This window comes from Bradyrhizobium sp. SZCCHNR1015, from assembly GCF_032489875.1.
In the GTDB taxonomy this organism is placed as follows: domain Bacteria; phylum Pseudomonadota; class Alphaproteobacteria; order Rhizobiales; family Xanthobacteraceae; genus Bradyrhizobium.
Genome location: NZ_JAUEYW010000003.1, coordinates 358837 through 382856 on the forward strand (window position 1 = coordinate 358837; position 24020 = coordinate 382856).

18 protein-coding genes are annotated in these 24020 nt (G+C 66.7%); 5 read left to right on the forward strand and 13 right to left on the reverse strand.

Annotated elements, in window-relative coordinates:
• Window positions 1-6: 6 nt before the first annotated feature.
• Together QX128_RS08095 and QX128_RS08100 are read right to left on the reverse strand one after the other, a co-directional pair.
• Window positions 7-3513 (reverse strand): DUF6603 domain-containing protein, encoded by a 3507-nt coding sequence (locus QX128_RS08095; RefSeq protein ID WP_316218026.1) that lies wholly within the window; start codon window positions 3511-3513, stop codon window positions 7-9.
• Complete coding sequence (locus QX128_RS08100) at window positions 3506-6022, reverse strand: M64 family metallopeptidase (protein ID WP_316237166.1); 2517 nt, start codon at window positions 6020-6022, stop codon at window positions 3506-3508. Before QX128_RS08100 ends, QX128_RS08095 begins: the two co-directional genes overlap by 8 nt.
• Window positions 6023-7047: 1025 nt before the next feature.
• Here QX128_RS08100 and QX128_RS08105 point away from each other — a divergent pair.
• Window positions 7048-7290, forward strand: a complete 243-nt coding sequence (locus QX128_RS08105; protein ID WP_315804587.1) for a hypothetical protein — start codon at window positions 7048-7050, stop codon at window positions 7288-7290.
• A 228-nt stretch (window positions 7291-7518) separates the two neighbouring features.
• Here the strand turns inward: QX128_RS08105 and QX128_RS08110 are convergent, their stop codons facing one another.
• From QX128_RS08110 to QX128_RS08130, 5 genes are all read right to left on the reverse strand, one after another.
• Window positions 7519-7764 (reverse strand): hypothetical protein, encoded by a 246-nt coding sequence (locus QX128_RS08110; protein WP_316237167.1) that lies wholly within the window; start codon window positions 7762-7764, stop codon window positions 7519-7521.
• 127 nt (window positions 7765-7891) lie between these two features.
• On the reverse strand, window positions 7892-9124 hold the full coding sequence (locus tag QX128_RS08115) for an MFS transporter (RefSeq protein ID WP_316237168.1): 1233 nt from the start codon (window positions 9122-9124) through the stop codon (window positions 7892-7894).
• A 170-nt stretch (window positions 9125-9294) separates the two neighbouring features.
• Window positions 9295-9735, reverse strand: coding sequence for a hypothetical protein (locus tag QX128_RS08120; RefSeq protein WP_315804590.1), 441 nt, complete (start codon window positions 9733-9735; stop codon window positions 9295-9297).
• 114 nt (window positions 9736-9849) lie between these two features.
• Window positions 9850-10539 carry a substrate-binding domain-containing protein gene (locus tag QX128_RS08125; protein ID WP_316181135.1) on the reverse strand — a complete coding sequence of 230 codons (690 nt, stop codon included), beginning with the start codon at window positions 10537-10539 and terminating at the stop codon, window positions 9850-9852.
• Between the two features lie 218 nt (window positions 10540-10757).
• Window positions 10758-12794: an NAD(+) synthase gene (locus QX128_RS08130; RefSeq protein ID WP_316237169.1), complete on the reverse strand. Its 2037-nt coding sequence runs from the start codon at window positions 12792-12794 to the stop codon at window positions 10758-10760.
• A 188-nt stretch (window positions 12795-12982) separates the two neighbouring features.
• Here QX128_RS08130 and QX128_RS08135 point away from each other — a divergent pair, with 188 nt between their 5' ends.
• Together QX128_RS08135 and QX128_RS08140 are read left to right on the forward strand one after the other, a co-directional pair.
• On the forward strand, window positions 12983-13834 hold the full coding sequence (locus QX128_RS08135) for an NAD-dependent epimerase/dehydratase family protein (protein ID WP_316237170.1): 852 nt from the start codon (window positions 12983-12985) through the stop codon (window positions 13832-13834).
• Between the two features lie 126 nt (window positions 13835-13960).
• Window positions 13961-14440 (forward strand): hypothetical protein, encoded by a 480-nt coding sequence (locus QX128_RS08140; RefSeq protein WP_316181130.1) that lies wholly within the window; start codon window positions 13961-13963, stop codon window positions 14438-14440.
• A gap of 70 nt (window positions 14441-14510) precedes the next feature.
• On the opposite strand, the gene QX128_RS08145 is transcribed toward QX128_RS08140, so the two are convergent.
• The 4 genes from QX128_RS08145 to QX128_RS08160 all read right to left on the reverse strand — a co-directional run bounded on the left by QX128_RS08145 (window position 14511) and on the right by QX128_RS08160 (window position 17305).
• Window positions 14511-15137 carry a hypothetical protein gene (locus QX128_RS08145; protein ID WP_316237209.1) on the reverse strand — a complete coding sequence of 209 codons (627 nt, stop codon included), beginning with the start codon at window positions 15135-15137 and terminating at the stop codon, window positions 14511-14513.
• Between the two features lie 181 nt (window positions 15138-15318).
• Window positions 15319-15585: a hypothetical protein gene (locus QX128_RS08150; protein ID WP_315804595.1), complete on the reverse strand. Its 267-nt coding sequence runs from the start codon at window positions 15583-15585 to the stop codon at window positions 15319-15321.
• A gap of 72 nt (window positions 15586-15657) precedes the next feature.
• The gene (locus tag QX128_RS08155) at window positions 15658-16638 is read right to left on the reverse strand and encodes a nitronate monooxygenase (RefSeq protein WP_316237171.1); all 981 of its coding nucleotides are present in this window, start codon (window positions 16636-16638) and stop codon (window positions 15658-15660) included.
• 58 nt (window positions 16639-16696) lie between these two features.
• On the reverse strand, window positions 16697-17305 hold the full coding sequence (locus QX128_RS08160; protein ID WP_316237172.1) for a hypothetical protein: 609 nt from the start codon (window positions 17303-17305) through the stop codon (window positions 16697-16699).
• A 154-nt stretch (window positions 17306-17459) separates the two neighbouring features.
• On the opposite strand from QX128_RS08160, the gene QX128_RS08165 reads away from it, so the two are divergent.
• A complete protein-coding gene (locus QX128_RS08165) occupies window positions 17460-19022 on the forward strand; it encodes an AMP-binding protein (protein ID WP_316237173.1) in 1563 nt (520 codons plus the stop codon).
• 948 nt (window positions 19023-19970) lie between these two features.
• On the opposite strand, the gene QX128_RS08170 is transcribed toward QX128_RS08165, so the two are convergent.
• A complete protein-coding gene (locus tag QX128_RS08170; protein WP_316237174.1) occupies window positions 19971-21050 on the reverse strand; it encodes a hypothetical protein in 1080 nt (359 codons plus the stop codon).
• A gap of 420 nt (window positions 21051-21470) precedes the next feature.
• Window positions 21471-21893 carry a DUF1801 domain-containing protein gene (locus QX128_RS08175; RefSeq protein WP_315804600.1) on the reverse strand — a complete coding sequence of 141 codons (423 nt, stop codon included), beginning with the start codon at window positions 21891-21893 and terminating at the stop codon, window positions 21471-21473.
• Window positions 21894-22135: 242 nt separating this feature from the next.
• Between QX128_RS08175 and QX128_RS08180 the strand changes: the two genes are divergently transcribed.
• Entirely contained in the window at window positions 22136-23827 is a 1692-nt protein-coding gene (locus QX128_RS08180) for a methyl-accepting chemotaxis protein (RefSeq protein ID WP_316237175.1), read from the forward strand.
• Window positions 23828-24020: the final 193 nt, after the last annotated feature.

Below are 24020 nucleotides of genomic sequence, written 5' to 3' on the forward strand. Positions count from 1 at the left end.
CCTCCGCTACGCCGCGCGCTTCATCTCGTGCGGGCGCACGATATGGGCCTCGCTGGCGAAGCTCGGATTGCGCCGCGTCTCGGCCGCCATGAATTCACCGGCGCTGGCGCGCGATTGGAACGACGCAGGCGCGCCGGCGATCGGCGAATTGTCGACCAGGCTCACCACCACATAGGACGCCTGATCGACCGCGATCTTGTCGTCGAATCCGTGCTTCAGATCGCGCGACTTCGCCGAGATCTCCGACCGCGCCACGGCGTTGTTGGCCAGGAAGTGCGTGAACAGCCCGGAGATGAGCGTGACGAAGCGCCGGCGTGCGCGCTTGAAATTGTTGTCGACGATGATCTCTTCGTAGCGGGCGATGCGCTTGGTGACATAGCTGGTCTTGGCCTGGTTGCCAGTGACCGACAGCTCCAGCCCCGCCTCCTCGGCCTCGTAGTCGGAAGCGCTGAGCTTCTCGCCGTCCTTGAGGTCCTTGAACTGGGCGATCGCGAACGACTCCCGGATGGTGGCGCGCTTCTCGATGCCCGACGTCGCGGCCGCGACCGCGAAGTAATTGGCGTCGTCCGGGCGCTGCGCGCCGATCTTGTCGAGGGTGATGCCGAGCGGAATCGCACGCTGGGTGATCTTGAGCGAGCCGACCGGATGCAGCACAAGGTCGGAGCCCGCGTCCACGGTCTTGAGCGTCACCAACAGCCTGCTGCTGTTCTGCAGCGCGGCAGTCCAATTCTCCGCCTTCGAGTATTCCGCCACCAGCAGGGGCAGCACGGAGACCGGCGGCAGGCTGGTGTCCTCCTTGTCGCCCCAGGTGTGGGAGAAGTCGACGTCGACGTCCCAGAACAGCAGCGAGATGCTCCCGGTGCCCTCGACGTGCCAGGGCGATGTGCCTTCGAGCGAGCCGCGGAAGCGGATACTGAACAGCCCCGCGCCGAACAGCTTCACCGACAGCGAGGCAGAGATCGTGATGATGAAATAGAACGGCGAGAACTGGAACAGCGCGTCGAAGGCGAGATGGCCCTCGATGCTGGCGATCGAGATGCCGAAATAAAGCTCCGCATGTGCGCCGAACTGCACGGTGTTCGACGTCACCGCGAAATAGGCGTCGACCCGGATGCGGGCCACCGGCGTGTTGAGGATGTTGATCGCGATCCGGGGGATCGGCGGGAACGGCAGCGGCGGTGGATTGTAGGCCGGGTGGAAGCCGCCGACGGAGACGATGAAAGTGGCGTCGCCGCCGAATGACGCGAGCACGCCCATGCCGCCGTCGAGCGGCATGAAGATCACGCGCGATTCGTACAGGATGGCGAAGAACCAGCCGCGCTTCTTGTCGAATTCGATCGCGCCCATGAAGGCGACCTGGATGATGATGAGCGGCAGCCGCTCGTCCGGGATCGCCACCGTCAGCTTGCCGATGATGGCGATGTTGCCGGGAATCTCGATGATGATCCCCAGCGACAGGCTGATCAGCGTCGGCGTGCCCCAGCCGAACTTCGCCATCGGGCCGATCAGGAAGGTCCCCTGCTCCGGCGGGAAGAAGGTGCGGAGGTCGGAGATGATCCGGTGCGCGTTGGCGACGACGTCGTGCGGGAACAGCACCGAGTCCAGCGAGCCGGCGCGCACGCCGTTGACCAGCGCGTCGAGGTCCATCGAGCGGTTGAGGCCGACGAGTCCGCCGACTCCCAGCAGGGTGAAGCCGAAGCCGAGCTGCATTCCGGGATTGAACTCGACCGTGATGATGGCGATGAAGGAAAAGCCCTTTGACCCGTCCGGCATCTTGGTGGTGATGACGCCGATTGCCGTCACCGAGAGAAAGTCGAGGATCTTCAGTTCGAGCGCGCCGGCATATTCGCCGCGGTCCGGATCGATGAAGAGATAGCCGCCGCCCGTCACCGCCCCGGCATCGATCGACAGCCCGACACCGTTCGGTGGCTTGAAGCCGAAGGATAGATCGATCGGGCCGAGATTGCCGCCGCTCCCCGGAAAAGCGAGATCGGTCCGCAGCCCGATGTTTTCCACCACCGCGACCAGCGGACCGAGCGCCGCCTTCAGCGTCGCGCCGATATCGATCGGGAGGCCGCCACCCGACGGTGTCACCGCGAGCGTCAGTCCCTGCACCTCGATCGGACCGAGGTCGATATGCGCTGGGATCTGGATCTCGAGATGCGAGGTGCCGCGGAAATACACGCCGCGCGGATAGGCGACGCCGAGGCCGAGATCGAACTCGAACCGCGTCGAGATCCCCGACAGGATGGTCGAGATGAAGCCGTCCGAGCCGGACGCGTCGAGGACGAAAGCGAGGCCCTTGAGATCCACCTCGGCGAACACCTCGACGTCCTTGCCCGCCACCAGCGTGAAGCCGCCGGCACCGCTCACCGATTGGTATTCGAGCCGCGTGCCCTCGCCGGTGCCGAGGATAATGGTCGGGCTGCCGGAGGCGGCGGAGTATTCCACTTCGACGCGCGCGGTGCCCTTGGCCGACGTCGGCGCGCCGCTGCCCGCGAAGCCGGTCACCATGTCGATGCCGCTGCCCGGCCGCACCATCAGGCCGACACCGCCGGTGAGATCGAGGTCGCTCGAGATCGTCACCGCGATCGTCGGACCGAGCTGCATCCGCACCGACAGCAGCCCGCTGAACGACGGCAGCAGCGCGAAGCCCGGCTTCTTGGTCCCGGACTTCGGCAGCGGGAACAGTCCGAGCTCGGCCGATAGCCGACCCGCGTCGCGCGCCCGCTCGAAGAACACCAAGCGGAGCCGCTTGCGCACCGCGGCACGCCCGGTCGGAGGGCCGCCTTCGAGCGCGCGCGCGACCCGATCCGGCACCTCCACCATCCGGACGTCGAGCCCGAGCCCGGCCGCGAGGCTGTCGATCTGTCGCGCGAAGCCGGAGAAGTCGAAGCTGTCGGTGCCCCAGCCGAAGGCGTTCTCGAACAGTGTCACCGGGTCGGAGACGATCTTCGGCAGGTCCGGGAAGCTGAACCTGTAGTCGATGTAGTCCGGGCGGTTGCCGGCCGGCGCGGTATAGCGGGTGCTGATGACGCCGAGCGCCTGCAGCGCGAAACCGATGCCCGGATGATGGTTGCGCAGATAGGTGATGAAGAGATAGCCGACGAGCTGCCCCGGAAACTCGCCCTTGAAATTGTCGGCGTTCAGCGTCGCCGAAAATGCACCGCCAGGCGCCGAGACGAGGTCGTCGATCGCCTGCACGACGCCGGCGATCGCCTCGATGGCCTTGAAGGCGTCTTCGAGCGCCCCGGACTCCAGCGTCATCTCGCCGTCGGACGCCACTTCGCCGTCGAGCGACAGCCCACCGCCGACCAGCGCCTGGAGCCGATCGAACAACAACTGCAAGTCGACCGCGAGATCGGCGATCGGCTTCGGAATCACGTCGGAATCCCAGCCCAGCTTGAGCAGCAGGCCCTGGAACGCGGCCGGCGACTCCACCGCCGCCCGCAGCGGCAGCAGCAGCTTGCCGATCTCGGCGACGATCGTTTCGAGGGCGCCCGGTTCAGCCATTTTTCTTGGCCTCCGGATAGAATTCACGGTCGACGACGTCGTGCAGCGCGGGATCGACGCGGTTGGTGATCAGCCATTTGCAGACATGGCAGAAAGCGCCGCTGCTGTTCCGCATCTTGCAGTCGCCGGCCGGCCGATAGACCAGCCCGGTGAAGTTGTATGCGCCCTCGTACAGGCCGACCAGCCGCTGCGCCTTGCATGGCGGCTTGAAGTCCGGGATGTCCTTCGGGTCGTCGCCCTCGTCGTTCACATGAGCGGTGTCGGTATCCTTGTTGAGCGGCAGATGGTTGCCTGCGATGAAGTCGCGCACCTTCTTTTCCACCACATAGACCAGCGCGTCCGCATCGTCGCGGCGCGGCACGAACAGCAGCGAGCCTTTCGGAAACACGGGAAACGGCGCCGGCGGCAATTCCAGCCCGCCGAGCCGGATCGAGCCGAGGTTCTGGTCGATGTCGCCGATGTCGAGTCTGACGAGGTAATCGGCATCGATGAACGTAAGCGGCAGTTGCTGGCCGATCGCCGTGATCTGGATGCGGCGGAGAAACGCCTGGCGGCCGGCCGCCTTCGCCTGCACCCAGCGCGGGATCTGGCGCGGGTCGATCCTGACCTCGATCGAGCCACCCTGCTGGGTCGAAGCCTGGGTCAGCTTGGCCGAAAGCTCGATCCTGAGAAGTTCGAACCATTTCACCTTGGACGGATCGACCAGACGGGAGTGGTTGGCGGCGTAGCTCGGATCCTGAAAGATGTCGGCGAGCGCGACGATGTTGTCGTCCTCGCTCGAAGCGGTCGCATTGTCTTCGGCGCTCGTCTCGTATTCGTCGCCGAGATTGAAGGAATGGCCGAATTCGTGCGCAACCGTGTCGATAATATCGGTGAGGTCGGCGTCGATGTCGCTGGCAGGCTTGCGCCGCATCACTTTCTTCGTCGCCGTGTTGGTCGCCGGATATTCGAAATCGAGCGTCTTCAGGCTCTGCAGCGAATTGGCGGTCACGGTCGACTGGTTGAAATTGGTGCCGCCGATCATGTCCTCGTTGGTGATCATGGCGATCAGGCCGCGGCTGCGCTTGAAGGTGCCGTCCGGTATCCACTCGGCGCCGAGCGCGGTGTGCGGCGACGGCCCGAGCCGCAGTCCGGACAGGTAGGCCATGATCGGCGCCGCAACGTTCGCGCGGCCGTCCCTGGCGAGCTCCGGCGGGTGCCGGCGCGGATCCGGGGCAAGGTGCCGGGTGGCGCTGGCCGGCTTGAAGAACTGATAGGCGCGGGCGATCAGCGGCGCGAGGTTGGCATCGCCCGCCGCATCCGCCGCCGGCATCGTCAAAGCGGCCCCGGACTTCGCCGACCGGTCGCCCCAGCGGGCGCCGAGCATCAGGCCGTAGAAGGTGTCACGTGCCTCCAGGATGCCGAGCGATTTCTGCTTCCTCCACGCTTCGATCAGGGTGTCGTTGACCTTCGCCGCGTCGTAATTGGGCAGCGACTGGCTCGCCCACCGCGCCTTCAATTGCGCCGGCGTCGCAGTCTCGTTGCGGAGCGGCAGGCCGACACGGGCCACGAGCTCGTCGACCTCGTAGATGCTCTTGTCGTCCGAAACGCTGTAGTTCCACGGAATCGGTCCGCCCTTGCCGAGCTCGGAGGTCTCCTCGTCGTTGACGCGCCAGCCGCAGGTCACCGCCTGCTCTTCCGACGCCTGGAAGGCCTTGAATACGTTGAAGCTGCCCGCGAGCGTGCCATAGGGCTCGTGGCGCTTCTGCGAGAACAGACCGTCCGCCGCTTCCTGCACGATCTTGTCGAACTTGTCCTTCTCGGACGCGCGAAAGCCTTCGGCGAGGAACAGGATGTTGTGCATCTCGGAGGCATTGGCGAGGTCGCCGGCGCGCACCGTGGAGATGTTGTCGCGGGTCTTGGCGTAGTCGACCACCTTCACCGGCAGGCTCTGGTTGACGCCGAGGAAGCTGCCGTCGAGCTGGGCCGCGCCCTCGCTCACGCCCCTCAACCGTCCCTCATTGTTCGTATTTGCCACCACGAAGGTGCCGGGGCTGGCCGAGCTGAGCGTGACGAAGCCGTGCCCGGTGATGTCGCCGACGAGATCGGTCCCGGTCGGATCGTCGCTGAACAGCGCGCACAGCGTCGGCTGGCTGTGGGCAACCGTCGGATGCAGCGCCGTGGTGATCGAGGAGTTGCCGAACCACCAGCCGAGCACATCGTCGTGCACCTGGATACGCGCGACGACGTAGCCGGGGCCGTATTCGATCACCACGAGATTGATGCCGACGTCGTCGCCGGTGATGGTGCGCGCCGCAGGATCAATCGTCACGAAGCTGGTCAGCCGGGACCCGACCGGGTTGTACGGCGCCAGGATTCGAAAATTGCAGTCCGCGGTGACGTCGGTCAGCGTGTAGGTCGTCGAGCCGTTCGGCAGGTCCTGGTCGAACACGCGGAACGGCAGCACCTTGGTCGCGGGCTTCTTCAGCGCGACGTGCATGTCGCAATGCGGATAGACGATGAGAGGCATGCCGGCACGACCCTCTCTCAGCCAGCACACCTATCGGGAAGCCCGTCGCTCCCATCGAAAATCTGGCATCCCCAAGATTGTACACTCAAGCCTTCTCAACACAACCTCAACGTGATACTGTTTCGACATCCTTCCGCAATTGTCGTTTGCCGAGTGGTGTTCTCCATCACTGGGGCCAACCCTGCTGCAAATGCCGGCGGCGTGGAGCTCTCGTTGTCCTCGTTCACGGATGAACACGACCGCTCTATGGCGCGATCCGGTTTCTCACCGTCGAGCTCCTTGAGACGTACTGCGACTGACCGCGTCTCCTATCCGTGGGTTCGGCCCGACGCTGCTCGACGTTGTCACGGGCGCAGACAAGCACCGTCACGTCATTCGGATGTCAAACAGCCAGATGTCAAACAGCCACTTGCGGTCGCTTCAGGCGTGCGCGCGCAGTCTCGCGGCTCGATGAGTCCGAGGGATGCGCTGGTCGGCGCGCCTCGACATACGAGAGGCGCAGGGAGAGCCGGACCTCGACTGAGGCCCGTGGCCCGCCTGCGAAAAAGATGCAGGCGGCAGGTACCACAGGTCCAGCCGGACGACCCGGCCCTCCCTGCGCGATCGGTTTTAACGGTGTCCTTCGTGCTCTCCTTGGGGACCGGGCTTTCTTGCCCCCATCGCCCGCGTGACGCTTGCGCATAACAGCAGGCTTGACCTCAGCATCGGGAGGCCGGGACCACACGACTTCGCCGTCCGCGACGCACGCGCTCGTCTGGCGCAGCATCCACGTCCATCGCAGCCCACCTCCACGTATCGTGACGACGCGTACGCCCTCTGCATGAGGCGGAATCCGCAGATAAAATCGCGATTTCGGAAAACCGGCAAGTGAAATCTTTATTTCGGCCGACGCCTTTGGCAAAGATGGCCAACCGCAACGACGCACAGGCGCCCGCGACTTCGTCTGTCGCGCTGCAGCGTTGCCAATCTCGTTGATTGAGCGCAGGCTATCAGAAGCACAGAAGTCGCATCAGGGGGAGAGACGCATGAAGGAACCGGGCCTGGACGGCCGCCATCGGGACAAGGATGGCGAGATCAGCCGGAAGCATGGCAATACGCTGGTCGGCACGCTGCGCAAGATCTATGGCAAATCGTTCGCGGCGGGCTATCCGGATTCGACGAAGCTCAGTGACGTGCTGCTTCAGCTCAACGAGACGTCGCTGAGCCAGTTGCGCCGGGACCACGGCACCGGGCATTTGGATCACAAGATCAAGGAAGCCTCGAAGTAATCGGGTTTTGCTGATCGGGACTCATCGCCCGATTGGCGAGGCCGATTGGTGTTCGCAAGGTTTGTTCGCTCCCGTGGTTTCGCGCCGTCCGTTCGCGTGGAGCGCGTCGTCTTGCAGCGCTGTGGTGTAGCGGCGTCTTGCATCGCTGCGCTGCTGCGGAGTGCCACCGCGCGCCGGAAAGCCCGGGCACCGGGCACTCCGACGCGGAATCCGAGGGACGATTCCGTCCTACTTCCCCATGCTCCCCGCCTGGTTCGTGCCTGGGCCGACGTTGCCCTGGCTCGACGAGGTGGAATCGCGGCTGGACTTCATCGCGCCGCCGCCGGTCGCCCGCATGTTGCTGCCGGTGGTCTGCGAGGAGGTCGTCGAGGTCGCGGCGCTGTGCTTCTTGGCATGCTTGGCTTGCGCGGCGAGCGGGACGGCAGCGAGGGTGGCGGCGACGAGGGTGGCAATGGCGAGCTGGGTCTTCTTCATGGATCCGATCTCCATCCGGTTGAACCCCACGCTCGCCCAACCCGGCTGCGACATCGCAGTTCCTGCCGGTGGATCAAGCGTTGTTGTCCGATTCCGACAGCGCGCGTGAAGGTGCGATGCAGCAGCGTCAGGCCGGCGCCTGCATCGGCACGACGCCAGGCTGCGACGCCGGCTTGGGAAACGGCCTGAATGTCATCATCATCATGACAGCGCCGAGGCCCATCACCCACGAGCCGACATAGAGCCAGGTGTAGCTGGCAAAGCTGTCGTAGATCAGGCCGCCGGCCAGCGGGCCGGTCGCCATGCCGAGGCTGCCGGCCATCGCCGTGCCGCCGATCACCGTGCCCATGATGCTCTGCGGAAAGTTGTCGCGCGCGATCGCCGCGTAGAGCGGCATGGTGCCGGCATAAAGGAAGCCGAAGGTCGCCGCGACGGCATAGAACGCGGCGAGGTCGCGCACGACGACGTAGGCGAGCGCGCCGAACGCCTGCGCCAGCAGGCCGAGAACGAGCACACGCTTGGCGCCGAAGCGGTCGCCGAGCAGGCCAAAGGCGATGCGGCCGCCGAGGCCCGCGAGCCCCTCGACGCTGTAGATCGTCACCGCCGCCATCAGCGGGATGCCGCAGGTGACGGCGTAGCTGACGGTGTGGATGATCGGGCCGGAATGGGTGGCGCAGCAGAAGAAGTTGGTGGCGAGCAGGATCAGGAACTGCGGCGAGCGCAGCGCCGCCGCGCGCGTCATCTCAGCCGGCCCGGCGGCCGGATCCGACGCGAGGGCGGCGTCGGGCGCTGACGATGGTGGACGGCCCACCAGCAGCGACGTCGGGATCATGATAGCGGCGACGATGGCGGCGATGCACTGCATCGCGGTGCGCCAGTCGTAGCTGAACACGAGCCAGGCCGCGAGCGGCGACATCGTCATCGGCGCGACACCCATGCCGGCCGAGACCAGCGAGACCGCGAGGCTGCGGTGGGTGTCGAACCAGCCGGTGACGGTCGCCATGACCGGCGGGAAGATCGCCGCTGTCGCGATGCCAGCGATCAGTCCGAACAGCAGTTGGAACGCCAGCAGCGAGGACGTCAGGCTTGCCAGCAGCAGGCTGACGGCGAGCAGGACCGATCCGATCAGCAGCACGGGACGCGGGCCGATCCGGTCGGACAACGTGCCCCAGCCCATGCTGGTGACGGCCATCGCCAGGAAGCCGATGGTCATCGCGCTTGAGATCCCCGCGACCGACCAGCCGGTCTCGGCGGCCATCGGCTTGAGGAACACCGGCAGCGAGAACAGGCCGCCGACCGCGACGCAGCCGAGCACGCCCCCGGCCGCCACGATCACCCAGCGATAGTGCGATGTGATCATTCGTCTCCTCCTCTGCCGTTCGATGACAAGACGAACGGCGCGGGGCTCGGACGACATACGCGCGGACCATTTTTCGTCGCCCCTGGACCGTCGGGGGGATCGGCCGACGCGCGCAACCGGCAGCCGCGCCCCAAGCCGGTGCCGATGCGCTGGTCGCTTCCGATCCGTGCCTACTCCGTCTCGATCTCGGGAAAGGGCGAGTAGACGCGCTTTGCGTCGCAGCTGAGCATCGCGATCTCGCGCCGGCCTTTCAGACCTGCGTGATTCAGGCGCTTGTTGGTGAAGGAAATCGATTCGACCACCGTCCGCGGGCTGAGCTCCTGTCCAAAAGCACGCGGTCTGGTCATGTAGCGCACGCAGATGCCGACCACGGTTCCACCATTGAGGATGTCACCGAACTCCTTGGCGGGGTTCGATATCTGGGCCTTGGTGATGGGCATGCCAGCGTAGTCCGGCCAGGTCTTGAAATCGTTGGCGAGGATCTGACGATAGTCGGCCGGCAGATGCGTCGCCATCGCGGCGGCTTCCGCAGCCTTGTCATTTTCCGCGCTCTGCGTGACGCAGCCGGTCAGCAACGGAGGGATGAGAGATACGAGAGGCCAGCGACGCATGAGTCCTTCCATTCGCTTTCAGCACACGTCCTTCGATAGGGCGCGGCGGGGCGAAGTTCCATGCGGAAGTTGCGAGGCACGTGACGTCCAGGACGATCCTTGCCCCTCGCCGCCTCACACCGGCGTCATGCCGTGCTGGCGCTTGGTCTCGGCGGTCTCGTCCGAGACCAGATATTCGATGAACGCGCGTGCGGCGTCGGTGTGTGCGCCGGCGTTGCACAACGCGGCGGCGAACACGGTGCCCGGCTGCAGCGCGTCCGGCAGCAGACCGACGATGTCGATGCCAGGTGCGCCGAGCATCTCGCTGAGCTGCTGGAAGCCGACATCGACCTCGCCATCGGCGAGCAGCTTGGCCACGGGAATGCCGGGCTTGGCCTGGACCAGGCGCGAGGCGCCATCGCCCTCCAGGCCCCAGTCGCGGGCGAGCTTCTGCACATATGTGCCGCTCGGGCCGGTGGAGATGCCGATCGCCTTGGCGTTCTCCATCGCCTTGCGCACGGCGGCTTCGTCGAGCGGATCGGGCTTGGCGCTGCCGGCGCGCACCGCCATCGCCATCGGCGATTCCGCGATCTCGATGATGCTGCCGGGCACGAGGTGGCCGTCGGCCTCGAGCTTCTGCAACGCGTCGGAAGCCAGCACCGCGAAATCGAACGCTTCGCCGGCGCGGATGCGCTTGGCGGCATCGACGCCGCCGACGGATTCGATCGTGATCACCTCGCCGGTCGCCTCCTCATAGGCGGCCGCGAGCTCGGCGAGGATCTGCCTCGTCGCCATCGAGGAAATGCCGGCGGCGGTCACGCTCATGGAGGGGCTCCGTTTGAAGAGGCAATTGCAGCGCCGCAAACTACGCTGCGACGCTTCTTCGGATATGGCAAGCGGGGCAGCGGAGCAAGACGGTGGGAGGCAACAGCGGTTACGGCGAGCGCCGGTGCGCTCCCTCTCCCCGTTCTTACGGGGAGAGGGAGCGCACCGCCCGTGATGCAAAACGGTGCGCCATCGACATGCCACGAGGACTGCAGCCCTCACTTCGGCACGCTCTCCAGGTCCTCCAGCCACGCCGTCGCATTGCCGTCCGACGGCGCGCGCCAGTCGCCGCGGGGCGATAATGCGCCGCCGGCCACCACCTTCGGGCCGTTGGGCATCGCCGAGCGCTTGAACTGGCTGAAGGCGAAGAAGCGCTTGAGGAACACTTCGAGCCACTTCCTGATGTCGCCGAGCGCATAGGCGTTGCGCTTGTCGGGCGGAAAGTGCGGCGGCCAGGCGCCCTCGCCCGCATCCTTCCAGGCGTGATGCGCCATGAAGGCGATCTTCGACGGGCGCATACCGTAGCGCAGCGTATAGAACAGGTTGAAGTCCTGCAGCTCATAGGGGCCGATCGTGGCCTGCGTGCTCTGCGGCGTCTCGCCCTCCTTCACCGGCACCAGCTCCGGCGAGATCTCCGCCGACAGCACCGCCTCAAGCGTGCGGTCGACGTCAGCCGAGAACTGATGCGAGGCGATCACCCAGCGGATGAGATGCTGGATCAGCGTCTTCGGCACGCCGGCATTGACATTGTAGTGCGACATCTGATCGCCGACGCCATAGGTGCACCATCCCAGCGCCAGCTCGGAGAGATCGCCGGTGCCGAGCACGAGGCCGCCGCGGTCATTGGCGAGCCGGAACAGATAATCGGTGCGCAAGCCCGCCTGCACGTTCTCGAAGGTGACGTCGTAGACCTCTTCGCCGCGGCCGAACGGATGGCCGATGTCCTTCAGCATCTGCGTGGCGGCGGGGCGGATGTCGAGCTCGGCGGCACTGACTTGAAGCGAAGACATCAGCGCATGCGCGTAGGACTTGCTCTGCGCGCCCGTGGCAAAGCCCGGCATCGTGTAGGCCAGGATGTTGGTGCGGGGTAGGCCGAGCAGATCCATCGCCTTCGCCGCGACGATCAGCGCATGCGTGGAATCGAGCCCGCCGGAGACGCCGATCACGATGCGCTTGGTGCCGGTGGCGCGCAGCCGCTGCGTCAGGCCGGCGACCTGGATGTTGTAGGCCTCGTAGCAGTCCTGATCGAGCCGCGCGGCATCGCTCGGCACGAACGGAAAGCGCTCGATGCTGCGCCTGAAGCCGATGTCGCCCTCGGCCGGCTGCAGCTCGAAGCCGATGCGGCGCCAGTGCACGCCGGCGCCTTGCGCGCGCGCATTGTCGTCGAACGTGCCCATCAGCGCGCGCTCCTGGCGCAGCAAATCGAGATCGACGTCGGCGACGATGGTCTGGCCGGTCTGGCGGAAGCGCCCGCTCTCGGCGAGCAGCACGCCGTTCTCGAAGATCGAGGTCTGGCCGTCCCAGGCGAGGTCCGTGGTGGATTCGCCGGCGCCGGCCGCCGCGTAGACATAGGCGGCGAGGCAGCGCGCCGAGGTCGAGCGGCACAAGAGTGAGCGAGACTCGGCGCGGCCGACCGTGATCGGGCTGCCGGAGAGATTGGCGAGCACGGTGGCGCCGGCAAGCGCAAGTTCGGACGCCGGCGTGACAGGGATCCACATGTCCTCGCAGATCTCGACGCCGATCACGAGCCCGGCGACATCGGCGGCGGCGAACAGCAGGTCGGTGCCGAACGGCGCCATGGTCTCGGCGACCTCGATCATCTCGCCGCGGATGCCGGCACCGGAGGCGAAGTGGCGGCCTTCGTAGAACTCGCGATAGGTCGGCAGGTAGCTCTTGGGGATGACGCCGAGCACCTCGCCGCGATGGATCACGACGGCGCAATTGTAGACCCGGTGGGCGAAGCGCAGCGGCGCGCCGACGATCAGCACCGGCATCAGGTCGTGCGAGGCTTCGACGAGGGTGAGCAGCCCGCGCTGCACGGCATCGAGCAGCGGGTCCTGCTTGACGAGGTCCTCGATCGCGTAGCCGGACAGACAGAGCTCCGGAAACACCGCGACCGCCGCGCCCTGATCATGGCAGGCGCGCGCCGCCGCCAGGATCGCCGCCGCGTTGGCGGTCGGGTTGGCGACGCTGGAGACCGTGACGCAGGCGGCGACGCGGGCAAAGCCATGGCGGTAGATCGAATGGAAATTCATCGTGGCAGTCCATCTCCTGTCGCCGGAGCATACGACATGGACCATGACGGGAGCCATAACAAGCGCGGCAGGTCAGCACCGCCCCGCCCGCAGGCTGACTCCGCGCGCGTCATTTGAATTGCGCGGGCCACCCGGCGCCGGGTAACTCGGAGGCTCATCTATTCGCGCAGTGCAGGTGAACGGCATCCATGAACCTCTTCGTCATCGGCCTCGGCTACACCGCCCAGCGCTTCGTCGAGCTGCACCGAGGCGCGTTTGCCCGCATCGGCGGCACGGTGCGCAGCGCCGGCAAGCGCGCGGAGCTGGCGCCTGATGACATCGACCTGTTCGACGGCACGGCGCCCGCCGCCGCGACGCTGGCGAAGGCGGCGGACGCCGACGTCGTGCTGATCTCGGTGCCCCCCGGAGCGGGCGACGACCCGGTGCTGGCCGCATTCGGCGACGCGATCACGGCGGGGCGCGCGCGGCGCGTGGTCTATCTCTCGACCGTCGGCGTGTACGGCGACCACCAGGGCGGCTGGATCGACGAGGACACGCCGCTGGCGCCAGAGCACGACCGGGTTCAGGCCCGCGTCCGCGTCGAGGCGGAATGGCGCGCTGTCATCGGCGACCGGCTCGCGGTGCTCCGGCTCGGCGGCATCTACGGGCCCGGCCGCAACGCGCTGGTCGAGCTGCAGGCCGGGCGGGCGCGCCGCATCGTCAAGCCGGGCCAGGTGTTCAACCGCATCCATGTCGATGATGCCGCCAGCGCGATCATGGGGGCGATCCGGCACGGACAAGGCGGCGCCTGGAACATCGTGGACGACGAGCCGGCGCCGCCGCAGGACGTCATCGCCTATGCCGCCAGCCTGATGGGCATCGCGCCGCCGCCCGAGCTGCCGTTCGACAGCGCCGAGCTGTCGCCGATGGCGCGCAGCTTCTATGCCAGCAACCGGCGTATCCGGAATATTCGCGCTAGGCAGGAGCTCGGCGTCGGCTTCGCCTACCCGACCTATCGCGCCGGGCTCGACGCGCTGTGGGCCGCCGGCGACGGGCGCTGAGGCAAGATTTTCGCCGCCGGGCGGGAAACCTTTCATGCCACCGGCGATTGCAACGAACAGAGATTGTCATGCGGGTTTGACGCGACTGCACGTCGCGCAGCCCTCACGGATCAAAGGATGTTCGACATGCAAGGCGATCAACCCATCAGCTGGCTGATGTTCTTCACGCTCGCGGCCGCGATCATCATCGCGGCCGGCGCGTTCCTGGCCTTCCTGCGCTCGCGGCACAACCGGGAGATCGCGGCGGTGGCGCTCGAGGGCGACGGCCGGAGCCGCGGCGTCGCCCCATCTGGCGCGCTGCCCGAGCTCGGCGGCCTGTTCGTGCTCGGGCTCGTGGTCGCCGGCCTGCTGGTCGCCGGCTATCAGAGCGGCGGCGCGACGCGCTTTGCCGGCGGCGACAAGCCGACCCCGGTGCCGTCGGCGCCGAGCAACACTGATCGCGGCACCACGGTCGGCGCCGGCGCCGCGATCACCCCGCCGGAAGCTCCGACGATGACCCAGCCGGCGCGGCCGGCCCCGGACCTGCGCACCGCGCCCGCGTCATCGCCGACCGGAGCCGGTCCCGAGAGCGGCGGGCATCCAGAGGCCAATCCGCCAGCGCGGTAAAAGACCCCCTCGAACAGCGAAGGCCGCGCAATGCGCGGCCTTGACGTGTTCACGGCAGGGATCGCCCGGATCAGATCGCAGCTGCGACCTTGTCGAGGCCGATCGTGCGCGCGAGCCGCCGCACTTCGTCCTTCTGGTCCTCGCGCAACTGCCAGAGCAGCGGCATCGCGGCCGACTTCAGCTGTTGCACCTCATCCGAATCCGGATCGAGCGCCACCGCGCCCGGCTTCGCCGCGCCCTGCCGTCCGGCGTGGATCTTACGGGCGACGGCGCGCAGCGCGGTCTCGACCGCCGGCCAATAATATTCCTGGCTCGACGAGAGCCGCAGCCGCTCCTTGATGCCGGCGATCTGGCCGTCCGACAGCAGCGAATAGGCCTTCTGCACCTCGGGCTTCAGCGGCGCCGGCGTCGGCTCGCTCCGGGCGAGAATCTTGGACTTCGGCACCACCGGCTCGGCAGCAACGACCGCAGCGGCCGACGCCTTGGCCATTTCGGCCTCGGACGGTGCATAGGCATAGGCTTGGCGGAGAGTCGTCTTCGGGGCGGCACTCGGCTGCTGCACCTCGGGGACCGCAAGTGTGACCATCGCCAGGCGGTCGCCCTTGGCTTCACGGTTGGAGAGCGGGCTCTTCGCCACCACGGGCGGCATCATCGCACCGGCCGAAGGCACGCTGTCCTGCATCAGGACGCTCGTCACGGCCGCGCCTGCGATCAGCACGCCCAGCAAAGCGACAAAAGCGATCGACTTCGTCACGCAATTCTCCGTATCCCGGCGGAAAGCCGCACTTTGCCGAAAAGTGGGAGTTAATTAAGGCTTTACGATGCCACAGAAACACGCCGGCCACCATTCCGCCCTGTGAACATGACGGATATTTTTTTCACGCCGCCGAAGACAGCTCGGCCGGGATCAGCAGATCGTACGCGGCCTGGATGTCGGCAACGATGTCGGAGGCCTCCCAAAGCGCCGCCGGTTCCACCGAATGCAGGCTGATGGTCCAGTTCCCGCCGCGGGCGGTGCGGGGAACGCTCATGATGTCGAACTGGACGTTGCGGCACAGCGGATGCCGCTGCAGAGCATGCCCGACACGGATCCGGATCTCCTCAAGCGTCGCCCGCTCTTTGTCCTGCCGTAGCCCGATGCCCATCGCACGATTCCGCCAAGTTCAAGCTCCGCGGATTGTGGGACCCGATGGTTAATGGTGCCTTAAGGACACACATCACGTTTTCTCACGAGCGTGGCCACCGGCGCCCATGTACTCATCGGCCGTGCGCGCGACCAGTTCGGCAACGGACGGAATGTCGGTGACCCCAGAGGTCGCGTGCCCCGCACTCCAGATGTCGCGCCAGCGTTTCGGCCGCGCCTCGCGCGCAGCAATGTCGATGTCGCTGCCGATCTCGATCGCGCCGCGCGCCGGCAAGGCTTCGGGGTCGAGCCCGGCGGCGACGATCGACGGCCGCAGCATGCTGGTCGGCAGGCCGGTGAAGGCGGACGTCAGCAGCACGTCGTCGGCCGAGCTCGCGACCAGCATCGCCTTGTAGCGATCATCGGCCAGGCTTTCGCGTGTGGCGATGAACTTCGTGCCCATATAGGCGAGGTCGCAGCCGAGCACCTCCGCCGCGCGTAGCGCGACGCCGTCGCTGATGCCGCCGGCAAGCACGATGGGACCATCGAAGAACGCCCTGACTGCGCGCACGAAGGCGAATGGATTGAGCCAGCCGGTCTGGCCGCCGGCCCCGGCCGCGAGCAGCACCAGGCCATCGGCGCCGGCCTCGACCGCGCGCTCGGCATGACGGATCGAGGCAACGTCAGCGAACACCAGCGCGCCCGCATCATGCAGGGGCGCAACGACCTTCGCCGGCGAGCCGACCGAGGTGATCACGATCTCCGGACGATGCCGCAACAGCACCGCGAGATCGTCCTGCAGCCGCGCGTTGGAATGGTGCACGATCAGGTTCGGGCAGAGCGGCGCAGCCGCCCGCCCACTGGCATCGCTGTGGCGCGCGAGCCGATCGGCGATCTCGCGCAGCCAGGCATCGAGCTCATCGGGAGTGCGACAATTGACGGTCGGGAACGCGCCGATCACGCCGTTCCCGCAGGCCGCGCTCACCAGCTCGATCCCCGACACCAGAAACATCGGCGCTGCGATCAGCGGCAATCGCAGCCGCGTCCGCAGCCCTCCCCATCGCGTGTCCTGCACTTCAGGTCCCTCCCTGATCCTTCGTTGGGCTCAGGGATAGCGACGCGACCGCGTGCGATCAATCGTCGCCGAAGAAGCTGAAGCGCGGTCCATCCATGCCGACCGGCTGCGCCGCATAGGCGCGCGGCGTCGTGTCATCGCGCACCGCCTGCTCGACGGCGCGCATATCCTGCTCGCGGCGCTGCCGCCGGCGCTCGACATATTGCCGGTGCCGCTCGGCGCGGCGCTGCTCCGCGGCGCGCTTGCGCTCGGCGCCGCGCGACTTGAGATCGGCGTCCTCGGGCTTCGCTGCGGCCTTGTCCTGAACGTCCTCGGCGGTAGCGGTCTGGGTGACGGCGTTCGCCGAAGAGGCCGCCGTCGCCTCTGCTGCGGCGTCTTGCGGCGCCGGCGAGGGATCGGTCGAGACCGGGGTCACGGGCCTCGTCTCGGTTGCGGCAGGCGCCACCTTGACCGGCGTGATCGCAGCCGCCTGCGTTGCCGCAAGATACGAGGTGGCGGTCGGACTTGGCGACGGCGCCTCCGGCACGGAGCGCTCGAGCTTGGCCTGCTCGAGCGCCGGCGATCTCGGATGCATGCCTTCCGCGATCATGAGCCCGCCGCCGAGACCGGCCGCAACGGCAATGGCAACCGTTCCGGCTCCCGCAAAAAAAGCTGTCGAGGTGCGCATGGCCTTGCTCCGTTGTTGTTCGGCCGGGCAACGCGGCGCGCGCAGCGATGTTCCGAGGACGACAAGCGCACCTTGAGCGCGATCGGCTTTCTGATAGCGTCGGCAACAAGCCACGCGACGCAACAACGATCGCGGCATCTCGGAAGGATCGTCCATGACCCCACAGCTTCATTCGTTTCCGGTCGTCTGTGAGCAGACCCTGCTCACGCTGTCGCGTCATCCGTCGCGCACCGCCTTCAGCTGGCCTGGCGGATCGCTGACCTATCAGGGCGCGACCGACCTCATCGGCCGCATGCAGGGCGTGTTCATGCGGCTCGGCCTGCCGCCGGGAACACGCGTCGCGTTCCTCAGCGCGAACCGCGCCGATGCCTGGTGCGCCGGCACGGCGGCGCAGCTGTCGCGGCTCGCCATCACCTGGCTGCATCCGCTGGGCTCGCTGGACGATCAGCTGTTCCAGCTCGCCGATTCCGAATCGCAGGTGCTGGTGATCGATGCCGCCGCGTTCCACGACCGCGGCGGCGAGCTGGCCGCGCGCTCGGGCGGCCTGCGCCACGTGTTCACGCTTGGCGCAGCCGGCTACGGCGCCGACCTCCTCGCCGCGATCGAGCAGTCCGGCCACGCCACCGCGCGAAGCTTCGCCACGCCCGAGGACATCGCGACCTTGAACTACACCGGCGGCACCACCGGAAAGTCGAAGGGCGCGCTGCGTCATCACCGGGAATATGGCGGCTTCGCCACCGCGATCCTCGCCGATTTCGAGATTCCGGAGCGCGCCCGCTACCTGACGGTCGCCCCGATCAGCCATGTCGCCGGCACCAAGGTGCTGCCGACCCTGATGCGCGGCGGCACGGTTCACATGCTGAAGGGCTTCGATCCCGAGGCGGTGCTGGCGACGATCGCGCGCGAGCGCATCAACTTCACGCTGTTCGTGCCGACGATGATCTACGTGCTGCTCGATCATCCCGCGTTGGCCAGGACCGATCTCTCTTCGCTCGAGCTTGTGCTGTATGGCGCCTCGGCGATGTCGCCGACGCGGCTCGTCGAAGGCATCGAGCGCATCGGCCCGGTGTTCTCGCAGCTCTACGGCCAGACCGAATGCTATCCGGTGTCGGTGCTGCGCAAGGCCGACCACGATCCGAAGCAGCCGGAGCTGTTCCTGTCCTGCGGCTTCCCGATCGCGGCCTGCGAGGTCAAGATCCTCGATGACAATGATCAGGAGGTTGCGCAGGGCGAGGCCGGCGAGATTTGCGTGCGCGCGCCGCATGTGATGAGTGAATATTGGAAGCGGCCGGACACCACCGCCGAGACCCTGAAGAACGGCTGGCTGCACACCGGCGACATCGCCCGCCGCGACGAGCGCGGCTACATGTACATCCTCGACCGCAAGAAGGACATGATCGTCTCCGGCGGCTTCAACATCTTCCCACGCGAGATCGAGGATGTGCTGACGCAGCACGCCGATGTGGCGATGTGCGCCGTGGTGGGCGTGCCCGACGACAAATGGGGCGAAGCCGTCACCGCCATCGTGGTGCCGCGCGCGGGCGCGCAGATCGACGCCAGCGAGCTGATCGAGCTGGTCAAGGCGCGCAAGGGCTCGGCCCATGCGCCGAAGCGGATCGAAGTCGTCAACGAGCTGCCGGTGACCGGCGTCGGCAAGATCGACAAGAAGGTGCTGCGCGCGCGGTACTGGGAGGGACGCGGGCGCATGGTGGGGTGAGGACACAGCCACGCTGTCTCGACGGAGATCCGAGCATACGGCTTTGCAATCCCGAGGTAGGCCCCCCGCTCGCAGCCGCCACCCTCCGCTGTCGTCCCGGGCAGGCGAAGCGCGACCCAGGGATCCATGACCGCAGGAGGGCGTGGTGAGACGAGTCGTGTCGACATGCGTGCCTCGAACATCGGCCTGTGGCTATGGATCCCCGCGTTCGCGGATGACACTGTGTTTGTTGCACGAGTGGAGACCATGGCCCTTCCATCTCGCGACGCATCGGCGTCCGAGTCTTGCTGACGTTCTCCCCTCCATCAGACGGAGGGTGCAGGGAAGGCCAGGCCTCGACCGAGGCCTGCGGTCCGCGTGCAGCAAAAAAGCACGCGGCAGAACCACAGGTTCGGCCGGATAGACCCGGCCTTCCCTGCGCGATGGGTTGACGGATTATACGCAGTCTCCCCGGCGACCGGGCTTGTTTGCCACCGTCGTCCCGCAAGATGCCCCTGGGCGATCTCACGAAACTTGACCTCAGCGTCGGGAGGCCAGGACCCTGCGACTTCACCGTCCGCGACGAGACGTACGTCGGCATGCTTGGAGCACGCTGCGCCCGTCGCGGCCACCGCCTCCCACCCCAACGCGTCGTGACGTTCGCGAAGCGCCCCTCGTCAGTGAGGCGGGATGAGAAGAGGAAAACAGATATTTCTGATAATGCAAAGTCGAATATTTTTCGTCGAGGATCTGGACAGGCCAAATCGGCTTGAAGGCGTTGCCGAATTTCACATTCGGCGCACGCGGTTTCCGCTGCGCGGGGCGGCCCTCGAACCACGGTGAATGTGAGAGAGTCCGCTCGTCGGGCAAATCACCTCCGTCGGTTCATGGCCCCGCTCTGCGCGATTGCCGGGATACTGCCCGAGTCGTTCGTCGGGTCCAGCGCGGCCGCGCCGACGCGCGGCTTCATCACAGCGCACCGAACGCGTCGCGCGAAGGCGCGAGCGGCAGCCAGTCGGGAATCCGGCGTTTTGCAAGCCAATAGGGCCGCCACAGCGCGCGCCAAGTGACGTGGTCGAGCGGCGCCTGGCCCCACTTCATCCTGGCCGGCTCGATCTGTGAGAGATCGTGCAGATGCAGCCAGCGTCGCGCGATCCACCACAGGTCGTGCGACGCGGCCGCGTTTCCGGCCCCCTTGAGCTGGACGATGTTCAGCAAAGGATCGCGCCAGTGGCGGCCGACCTCCAGCGTCGCAACGCGTTCACCCCGGTGACGGACGCTCCACAGCCGCGAGCGGTTGTGGACGATGTCAGCGCCGTAGGTGCGGACACAATTGCGCATGGCGGCCGCTTCGTCGACCAGATCCGGAATCTTGTCGAGCGGCCTGAACTCATAGTCCCCGATCCGGCCGGGATCGAGCCACATGTCGCTGATCGGCAATTGACCGAGATTCAGATGCAGCGAGATCCGACCGCGCCAGTTGGATGCGGCAGTGATTGCGGCATCGAGCCTCATGTCCGGCGTCCACGGCCGGTCGATGAGATCGTGGGCGAGACGGCCGGGCTGGCCAGAGAACCAGATCCACAGGGCGAGCAGATGCACGCGGTCGCGGTTCACGATCTTCGGCGCACGGACGTACTCCCGCGCGATCCAGACGGCGGCGGCCTCATGGGCGATGGTCGCCATCTCCGAGACGAGTTGCAGCCATATCGGCATCAGCTTCGGCGAGCGCGGCAAGTGATTGCCGATCTGCCTGCGGAACAGATCGCCATCCGGCAGCCGCGGGATCGGACAAACGAACGCCTCCGGCGGCAGCTTGCGCAGCCACATCGGCAGGCCCGCCGCGGCGGCCGCCTCGGCAAGCGAACGTCCCGCGATCACGCGAGCAATCGCCGGCTCCGGGTCAACCTGTTTGCACGGCACCGCCAGCGCGAACAACAGCGCCGGAAAGCTCAGCGCGAGGTCGGCGAGATGCGGATGGCGCTGCGCCAGCGCAGTGACGCGGGACTGGAAACGAGACGCATAGCGCCGCAGCCGACGTTCACACAACGAAGAACGCACCGGCTCCCGGCGCGGAGTCAGCAGAGGATGAGATGTCATGACACAAGTGTTCAAGCGCAGGCCAGGAGGGCCGCGGGCTTTTCGATGAGTTGTGAAAGAGTCAGATCATATCCGGGACAATCATCCCGGTGGCCGCGTCAATGATCGCGCAGCGAGCCCGGGAAGCGTGCGAGTCTGGACATCGTCGCCTCCTGCGTTGAAGTTGGGGTGGCGCTGAATAGCCGGTTTCGTTGCGCGGCGCAACTCCAGCGAGTTCGTCAGGTGCTCGACCGTTTCCTGCAGCTGGTGTGCTTCGCTAAGCCTGTCATCGCCTGTCATCGCGCCGCGCATGCGCAGCGGCCCGTTGGCTCGCGACCCCGGGCGGGCAGCGACGCGTGAGGATTGCCGTCCGCTGCTGCACCGCCCCTGCTACGCTTTCCGACCGCTCCGCTTCGTCCCATTCAGCGCAACCGCGGCGCGGATCAGCGCCATGAACGCCGCCTCGTCGATCACGTCGCCTTCGTGAAGGTCGATGGCGCGGCGGGTGTTGCCGTCGAGGCTGGCGTTGAAGAGGCCGGAAGGGTCAGGCACCGAAGCTCCCTTGAGGAAGGTGAGCTTCACAGCCGCCTTGTAGGTTTCGCCGGTGCAAACGATGCCGCCATGCGACCACACGGGAACGCCGCGCCACTTCCATTCTTCGACGATATCGGGATCGGCCTGTCTGATGAGATCACGCACATGGCCGAGCGTGACGCCGCGCCAGTCACCGAGTTGCTTGATCCGGACGTCGATCAGTTCCGACGGAGACTGGCTCCCCTCGCCGGCACCTTCAGCCTTCGTTGATTTCGCCATGACGCTTGTTCCGTTCACCTGCGCGTAGTTCCATCTGCGTGTAGTTCGCAGCGCGCCGTACTTATACGGCTATCCTGGTCTGCTCAAGTTTAGAGCAATCTTTATAAATCCCCGGCCAAATCGGGCGCACGCGCGGACCACGACGCCTCACCGACGAGCGCTCGTCGCGCCGATTTGCAGTAACGCGCTCTCTTCGAGCCGGCTGCACCCAATCCCTGGACCTATCGAAGCCGGAGTCGCAGATGCCGTCGTTTTCCAACCTGTCCATTCGCAACAAGGTCCTGCTGGCGTTCGGCATCGTGCTGATCACGGCGATGGGGCTCGGCGGCTTCTCCATCGATCGTCTCGGTAGCGTGAACGGCTCGGCTGCGGAAGTGCGCGACAACTGGCTGCCGGCGACCGGATGGCTCGGAACCATCTCCAAATCGATCGAGCAATATCGTGCCCGGCAGGGTCAGTTCCTGCTGGCGACCACGGCCGACGAAAAGGCAATCCAGGAACGGCAGATCGCCGAAAGCCTCGAGCTGTTCGACAAGACCTGGCGCCTCTACGAGCCGACGGTGACGACGTCGGAGGAGAAGGCGCTGGTGGCTGCGTTCAAGACGCCGTGGACCACCTATCTCGACGACAGCAAGCAGTTGCTCGAACTGTCACGCAAGAACCAGGTCGACGCCGCAACCACGCTGTTCATGGGCAAGCTGCGCGACGACTTTGTGCTGGCCCGCAAGGCGCTGGAACAGGACCTCGCCTGGAACGTCGAGCAGGGCAAGAAGGAAGCCGACAAGGGCGCCGCGGTCTATCTGTCCTCGCGCGCCTGGATTCTGGGTGTGATCGCACTGGCGGCGCTGCTCTGCATCGCGATGGGCTACCTGATCGTGGCCGGCGTGTCGCGCCCGATCACGGCGATGACGGAGGCGATGCGCCGGCTCGCCGGCGGCGACATGGCGGCGCCGATTCCCGGCACCGACCGCAAGGACGAGATCGGCAACATGGCGGGCGCCGTGCTGGTGTTCAAGAACAACGCCATCGAGACCGAGAAACTGCGCGCCGAGCAGGCGGAGGCCGAGAAGCTCGCCGTCGAGCGGCGCAAGCGCGACATGCATGACCTGGCCAACAGCTTCGAGAGCGCGGTCGGTGAGATCATCAACACGGTCTCCTCGGCCTCGACCGAGCTCGAAGCGTCGGCCACGACGCTGACCTCGACCGCCGAACGCACACAGCAGCGCACCACCACCGTCGCGGCCGCATCCGAGCAGGCGACCGCCAACGTGCAGTCGGTCGCATCCGCCACGGAGGAGCTGAGCTCGTCGGTCACCGAGATCAGCCGGCAGGTGCAGGAATCCGCGCGGATGGCCAACGAGGCCGTCGACCAGGCGCGCAAGACCAACGACCGCGTCGGCGAGTTGTCCAAGGCCGCAGCGCGCATCGGCGACGTCGTCGAGCTGATCAACACCATTGCCGGGCAGACCAACCTGCTCGCGCTCAATGCCACCATCGAGGCGGCGCGCGCCGGCGAAGCCGGCCGCGGCTTCGCCGTGGTCGCCTCCGAGGTCAAGGCGCTGGCCGAGCAGACCGCCAAGGCGACCGGCGAAATCGGCCAGCAGATCTCCGGCATCCAGGCGGCGACCCAGGAGTCGGTCGGCGCGATCAGGGAGATCAGCGGCACCATCGAACGGCTGTCCGAGATTTCCTCGACCATCGCCGCGGCGGTCGAGGAGCAGGGCGCCGCGACGCAGGAGATCTCGCGCAACATCCAGCAGGCGGCACAGGGCACGCACGAAGTGTCGTCCAACATCACCGAGGTGCAGCATGGCGCCAGCGAAACCGGCTCGGCCTCGTCCCAGGTGCTGTCGGCGGCGCAGTCGCTGTCGCAGGACAGCAACCGGCTGAAGCTGGAGGTCGGGCGCTTCCTCGGCACGGTGCGCGCGGCATGAGAGCGAGATCATTCGTGGTCGGACTCGTTCAGTCGCAACAACGGCAGTGCGTTCCCTCTCCCGCTTGCGGGGGAGGGCTAGGGAGGGGGCCGCTCCAGCGGCGGTGTGCGTGGCGCCCCCTCTCCAACACTCCCCCGCGAGCGGGGGAGTGGGCGCAGCGGAGCTTGGCGCAGGGTTGATTGGTTCACCCGTA

Coding starts and splice junctions, on each gene's coding strand:
- QX128_RS08095 (WP_316218026.1), bottom strand. CDS start 3,513: ATGGCTGAACCGGGCGCCCTCGAAACGATCGTCGCCGAGATCGGCAAG.
- QX128_RS08100 (WP_316237166.1), bottom strand. CDS start 6,022: ATGCCTCTCATCGTCTATCCGCATTGCGACATGCACGTCGCGCTGAAG.
- QX128_RS08105 (WP_315804587.1), top strand. CDS start 7,048: ATGAAGGAACCGGGCCTGGACGGCCGCCATCGGGACAAGGATGGCGAG.
- QX128_RS08110 (WP_316237167.1), bottom strand. CDS start 7,764: ATGAAGAAGACCCAGCTCGCCATTGCCACCCTCGTCGCCGCCACCCTC.
- QX128_RS08115 (WP_316237168.1), bottom strand. CDS start 9,124: ATGATCACATCGCACTATCGCTGGGTGATCGTGGCGGCCGGGGGCGTG.
- QX128_RS08120 (WP_315804590.1), bottom strand. CDS start 9,735: ATGCGTCGCTGGCCTCTCGTATCTCTCATCCCTCCGTTGCTGACCGGC.
- QX128_RS08125 (WP_316181135.1), bottom strand. CDS start 10,539: ATGAGCGTGACCGCCGCCGGCATTTCCTCGATGGCGACGAGGCAGATC.
- QX128_RS08130 (WP_316237169.1), bottom strand. CDS start 12,794: ATGAATTTCCATTCGATCTACCGCCATGGCTTTGCCCGCGTCGCCGCC.
- QX128_RS08135 (WP_316237170.1), top strand. CDS start 12,983: ATGAACCTCTTCGTCATCGGCCTCGGCTACACCGCCCAGCGCTTCGTC.
- QX128_RS08140 (WP_316181130.1), top strand. CDS start 13,961: ATGCAAGGCGATCAACCCATCAGCTGGCTGATGTTCTTCACGCTCGCG.
- QX128_RS08150 (WP_315804595.1), bottom strand. CDS start 15,585: ATGGGCATCGGGCTACGGCAGGACAAAGAGCGGGCGACGCTTGAGGAG.
- QX128_RS08160 (WP_316237172.1), bottom strand. CDS start 17,305: ATGCGCACCTCGACAGCTTTTTTTGCGGGAGCCGGAACGGTTGCCATT.
- QX128_RS08165 (WP_316237173.1), top strand. CDS start 17,460: ATGACCCCACAGCTTCATTCGTTTCCGGTCGTCTGTGAGCAGACCCTG.
- QX128_RS08175 (WP_315804600.1), bottom strand. CDS start 21,893: ATGGCGAAATCAACGAAGGCTGAAGGTGCCGGCGAGGGGAGCCAGTCT.
- QX128_RS08180 (WP_316237175.1), top strand. CDS start 22,136: ATGCCGTCGTTTTCCAACCTGTCCATTCGCAACAAGGTCCTGCTGGCG.